Raw genomic sequence first — 5,489 nt, 5'->3', positions numbered from 1 at the left:
GTTATGTGGCCGGCCGGGGCGGGGCTGGCTTGTGGATCCGCGTGTTCACAGCCGCGCCATCGCCGCCGGCCACATAACCATGCCGGCCACATAAGTGCGATTATGTTCCGGTCAACATAATCGAAGAGCAGGGTGCGAGGCACCCCGCCGATGTACGTGAAGGCCCGGTGCAAAGACCCCGCCAGCGTGGCCATGGACAGCGACGGGATGAACTCGACGTAGAGCACGCGCGACCACGAGAGCGTGAAGATGAAGGCGTACAGCCGTACCCGAGCGCCCTCGACGACGAGGGTACCGAAGTGACCCCAGTCCACCTGGGCCTGCTCACCGGGTAGGGTCTCGATGGGCTTGTATTCGCGCACCGGATGCGGCCGGATCCGCTCCACGAACCGGCGCACGCTGCGGCGCGAGCCCCCATAGCCCTGCTGGCGGATCTCCTGGTAGAGCCGCTCGGCCGTCAGCTCCGGCCACCGGGCCAGCCGCGCCGTGATATACTCGGCGTAGCGGTCGATCTTGCGGGCGCGCTGGCGGTAGCGGGGCGCCTCGACGGGGTGCACAGGGCCGTCCCAGTATTTGGCCACGCTGTCGCGGTCGATCCCGAGGCGTTCTGCGACCTGAACCTTCTTCAACCCGTGCTCACGCAGATGCCGCAAAACAATCACCAACTCTTGTCCGATCAGGTTTGCTCGCTCCTTCGCCGGATCCGGCTGGGTGGCTGTCCCAGCGGAGCCGATACGAAGGGGCGGGCATTTCTCCTACCTGGCCAGACGTGCGGTTTTTTCGTGGCCATTCATGCGGTTTTTTCGTGGCCACTTCTGCGGATTTTACCGTGGCCACGGACAGAACACCCATCGCCGCGTACACAGCTGACACCCCTACCAAATCAACTAACAGGCCAGATAGGGGCACGATAACAGCTCTGGGTATCTCCTGAATGGCACTCATTAGCGTAAACACCCTGCCTCTGGCTTCGTTGGGCACAAGCTCTTGCAGAAGCGAGATCCCGGCAACCGACAGGATGGAGTTGAAGCCGCTCCTCAGAACTACTGTAACCCCAGCTACAACAAGCGAGGGTGCCCAACCCAGCACGACCGTCGCAGTACCCATCGCTACGTAGCCGAGTCCCATAATGGTAGCCTTGGACCACCCTGGTGGAATCTGGCTCGCGAGAATTCCCCCGAGGGCCAATCCCACTGTAATAAGCGCTTGAAGAAGTCCGTAGCCTGCACTACCAGCCCGTAACGCATCGCGCGCTAGTGCTACCAGTGCCACCGGCGCAGGTGCGAACCCAACTGTGGCGAAGGTACCGATCACGATCATGAGGAGCACCGGGTAACGAGACCTGGCAAAATCAAGACCTGTTTTCAGCGTTTCCAAATAGGCACTCCGGGGTCCTGGGTTGGCGACCTCGAACGACCTCGATGGCACCAGAAATATGAAGCTGGCAGAAATCGCAAATGTGACAGCGTCCACCCAAAACGGGATGACAAGGCCTACTTGGGCGACCAGCAGTCCCCCTAACCCCGAACCGGCAACTTGCGCGACTTGTGCTGTTGTCGCCAAAAGGCCGTTTGCACCCATCAGCCACCGGGTGCCAACCAACTCCGGGATAGATGCGGCAAGCGCCGCAGAAAACGTCACGCCAAACAGCGAGTGCACGAACGCCAGGACAAATAACCCTTCGAGCCCTAGGGCTCTATAAGCCCATGGGACAAAAGCCGCAGTGAATATTCTCACGAGATCCGCCGTGAGGAGCAGCTTCCTACGATTTGTGCGGTCAACAAGACCGCCGATGAAAGGGCCAACGATAACGGCCGGCGTAGTGAGAGCGAAAACGATGGTCCCCACCCCACGAGAAGCGGTGGGGGCCTGTGAAGCGAGCCAGAGCAAGGCTACGAAATGCGCTGCATCTCCAAGGTTTGAAATTGCTCTAGCTGACCAGAGCCATTTGAACTCCGAGACTTGAACGAATAAGGCTCTATAGCTATGTTGTGGGCGCCTGCTCGTCATGAATGGGCTCCGAGTAACTCCTTCTCGGGAGAACCGAGGATGGGATGGGGCAGCCGCCTGAATTCACGGCGGTAGATCTCTTGCAACTCCGCATGCTGCTCTTGAGTCAAGAGCTTCTGGAGAGTAATCCACGCATCGATGCCCCAATTCCGGTGTCGACAACATCGCAGTGATACTTGGAGGATGGTTCCAGGCACACATACAATCTCCTTCTATCAGGACTATAGTTTGGTAAGCGTTATATTTACTATGACTCCGAGTAAATCATGTGGAAAACCATCCCAATTTCTGAAGCTAAGCAGAGAAGACCATGGAGCCTGCGTTTTTGGATATTACAGGGCGGCGGCCAAGCGCCCGACCAATGGATGGTCACCGACACCTGCACCGCAGCCCAACGGCTCGCGGGTGATACCCCCGGGTAGCGGCGTGGTAGACTGGAGGCAAAGGCAGGGGAGCCACCCGTGTTGCGCGGGGTCACGGTGGTCGGTACCGACGACGCGGTGAGGTGGCAGGGGCGCGTTCTCCGGCTGTACGCTCCCAGATTCGTCGAGACGCGCCCGCCGGCGCGGCTGTTCCGCTACTTCCTTCCCTACCGTGACCTGCCCGTCCTCGCCTCCCAGCTTGCGAGCGCCGCCGGCACCGCCGTGCTGCTGGGCGCAGGCGAGTACCACCACCTGAGCGCCGCGCTGCTGCTGAGCCTCAGGGCCGGTGGCAGCCGGCCTGCCGTGGTGGTGTTCGACGCGCACCCCGACTGGAGCATCGCCCCTGTGGGGTACCTGCACTGCGGCTCCTGGCTTCCGGAAGTCCTTGCGATGCCCCACGTGAGAGCGGTCGCACTGGTCGGCGTGGGGTCGCTCGCCTCCCGGGGGCTGTTGAAGGCGCCGGTTCTCCACGCCGTCGTCCCGGCCGCACGCTCCGGCAGGCTGCGCGTCTACCCCGTCCTGCGCGCCACGGCCGAGGAGCTTCGTTCGGCCGGCTGGCCGGGCGATACGCTGAGCCTCGAGGACGACCAGGAGGCGGTGGCCGGCGACCTCCTGGAGTTCGTGAGAGGCGGGCCGGTCTACCTCTCCATCGACAAGGACGTGGTGCGCCCCGACGAACTCCCGGGCAATTGGGGCGACGGCCAGATCGAGGGCGACCGACTGCTCCGGCTCGTGGCACGTCTGGCGAGCGAGCGTGAGCTGACGGGGGCGGACGTCTGCGGAGAGTACGCCCCGAGGCTGCCGCTGCCCGGCGCCGATCCGGCGCTGGCGAGGCACCAGGCGTTCAACCTGAAGCTCCTGCAGCGCCTGGTCAGCCCGCCCGGTGGGCTTTCCGGTACGATCGCGGCCTGACGGCGACTATCCGCTGCTCACCATTGAACTACCGGAGGAGCGGGAACACGCCCGCTCTCGATGAGGATAATCGAGGAGATCCGGCAACTGGCCGGAAGCTGGTCCGACGAGGAAGTCAAGGATTTCAAGCGGAAGGTGGAGGGGGTATGGAAAAGCTGGCCGCGGTGATTGACACCTCCGGCGCCGTGTTTCAGCTTGCGCTGACCTGATCGGTGACGGTCACGCCGTACAGCGCCGCCGTGGCCGCAGCCTCCCGGGCCACCGCCTCGCGGAGTTCGGCCGGCTCCAGCACCTCGACCTCCGGGCCCCACGAGCGAATCCACGGCTGGAGTTCCAGGGTGTTGCCGACCTCGAGCGTGAGCAAGCAACCCCCGCCGGGCAGTTCTTCGATGCGCTGGGAGGGGTGCCACTGGCTCTCCTTGACACGCCGTGTCACCCGGGGCGAGAAGCGCAGCTTCACCCGGGTCGTCTCGGACGACCACATGATGCCCCAGGCCGTCTCCAGCGCCTTGACCGGATCGAAGTCGTCCGGCTCGGGGAAGCTCTCCTCCAGCATCACGGCACTCCGGATGCGCTCCAGCTTCAGCGTCAGGACGGCGTGGAAGTACGACTCCTCGTAGCCCAGCACGTAGGCCGCCAGGCTCGGCCCGACGGGCTCGAGGAAGTACGGGTGCAGCACGTAGGGATGCGGGCGCCGGCCGCGGGCGGCCTGGTAGCTGAAGGCGACCTTGCGCCGGTGGATCCAGCCCATCGTGAGCTGTTCGAGCGCGTTGACGAACTCCGCGTTCGGCGGGCGGCGCGCCAGCTGGTCGGCGGCCTGGAGGGCCTGCGTCTGGACCGGTTCGGGGAAGAGCCGGGCGAGCAGGCGCAGGGCGCGGATGGCGTGGGGGTTCTGCTCGTCGGCGGTGCGCGCCAGAAGGCGCACGGCGAAAAAGAGCGCCACCGCTTCGTGGGTGCTTAGGCGCAGAGTGCCGAGGTAGCGTTCCGGGTGAACGGCCCAGCGCCCTCGGGCCGGATTCCAGAGAGGCATCTCCAGCCTCTGCAGCAGCTCCAGATCCCGGTAAACGGTCTGGCGGCACACCCCCACCGCCCGGGCTATCTCCTCGGCCCGGCGGCCCTGCCTCCCGGCCCCGATCAGCTCCCGCTCGATCAGGCGCAGGCGTTCGACCTTGCTCTCTGTCCGCCAGCCCCGGGTACGTGGCCTTTTGCTCCTTACTCCCCGCCCACCGCTGGCCACGGGCCTCACCGCCCCTTCTCGGCCACCAGCACCACCCGCCGCTTCACGAAGCGCCGGCCGTCCGGGTGCTCCTCCACCACCTTCGCGGCCGCTTCGGGAGAGGCTCCCGCCAGGATCGCCTCCGCCCGGGCCGCCTCTTGACCGTCAGGCGCCACGGGGTAAAGCCACCGGGCCCAGGGGATGTGTTCCTCTTCGACATCGAGCCGGACGAGGCGCAGCCCCGCCTGCTCGACGAGGCGCCGCCACTCGGTCGCGGTGTAGGCCCGCACGTGCGAACCGTCCCGGGCCTTCTCCAGCGCCTCGTGCAGGGCAAGCGCTCCGGGATCCTCGGGCGGCGCCATGTCCGCAATGCCGAGCCGCCCGCCGGCCTTCAGCACCCGAGCCGCCTCCGCCATCGCCCCCTCGACGCGGGGGAAGTGGTGCGGCGCCCGGCGGGAGGTGACGATGTCGAAGGTGCCGCCGGCGAAGGGGAGGCGCTGGGCGTCCCCCACCACGAACCGCGCGTTGCGGATGCCCTGCTCCCGCGCGAGCCTCTCGAACGGTTCCCGCATGGCCGGCGTGAAGTCGAGCCCGACCACCTCGGCCACCTCCCTGGCAATCCGGAAGGCCGTGTGGCCCGTGGCGGTGGCGACGTCAAGGGCCCGCTGGCCGCCTGCCGGCTCCAGGAGCTGCAGCAGCATCTCCAGGTCGGCCCCCTGCCGGTGGCTCGTGCTGACGGCGTACGCCTGCGCGTGCTGCGTAAAAAACGCCCGGACCCGTTGTTCCGCTTCCATGCGCTCCAACCCCCAGACTGGTTCGCCTGCGCGCCTGCCTGCCGGCCGGACGGACAGCCGGACCGCCGGCCTGCTTGCCCGCCCTATCGGCTCACTACTTCACGCCGCCGCCTGCCTGGCGCGACGGGCCACCGG

The 5,489-nt window shown here is 65.9% G+C and carries 5 protein-coding genes; 1 reads left to right on the top strand and 4 read right to left on the bottom strand.

Annotated elements, in window-relative coordinates; all coding sequences use genetic code 11:
* A partial coding sequence (locus AB1609_14725) for a hypothetical protein (protein MEW6047713.1) occupies positions 1–653 on the bottom strand: 653 nt, incomplete at its 3' end.
* Positions 637–2,010, bottom strand: coding sequence for an MFS transporter (locus AB1609_14720; protein MEW6047712.1), 1,374 nt, complete (start codon positions 2,008–2,010; stop codon positions 637–639). The genes AB1609_14725 and AB1609_14720, both read right to left, overlap by 17 nt.
* Before the next feature lie 464 nt (positions 2,011–2,474).
* Here AB1609_14720 and AB1609_14715 point away from each other — a divergent pair, with 464 nt between their 5' ends.
* Positions 2,475–3,344 (top strand): hypothetical protein, encoded by an 870-nt coding sequence (locus AB1609_14715; GenBank protein MEW6047711.1) that lies wholly within the window; start codon positions 2,475–2,477, stop codon positions 3,342–3,344.
* Between the two features lie 190 nt (positions 3,345–3,534).
* On the opposite strand, the gene AB1609_14710 is transcribed toward AB1609_14715, so the two are convergent.
* Positions 3,535–4,581, bottom strand: a complete 1,047-nt coding sequence (locus AB1609_14710; GenBank protein MEW6047710.1) for a WYL domain-containing protein — start codon at positions 4,579–4,581, stop codon at positions 3,535–3,537.
* 5 nt (positions 4,582–4,586) lie between these two features.
* A complete protein-coding gene (locus tag AB1609_14705; protein MEW6047709.1) occupies positions 4,587–5,354 on the bottom strand; it encodes a methyltransferase domain-containing protein in 768 nt (255 codons plus the stop codon).
* Positions 5,355–5,489 lie beyond the last annotated feature (135 nt).

This window comes from Bacillota bacterium (assembly GCA_040754675.1).
Lineage (GTDB): Bacteria > Bacillota > Limnochordia > Limnochordales > Geochordaceae > Geochorda.
Note: the sequence above shows the minus strand (reverse complement) of the source record. Positions and strands in the feature narration are given on the sequence as shown.

Coding starts and splice junctions, on each gene's coding strand:
- AB1609_14705 (MEW6047709.1), bottom strand. CDS start 5,354: ATGGAAGCGGAACAACGGGTCCGGGCGTTTTTTACGCAGCACGCGCAG.
- AB1609_14720 (MEW6047712.1), bottom strand. CDS start 2,010: ATGACGAGCAGGCGCCCACAACATAGCTATAGAGCCTTATTCGTTCAA.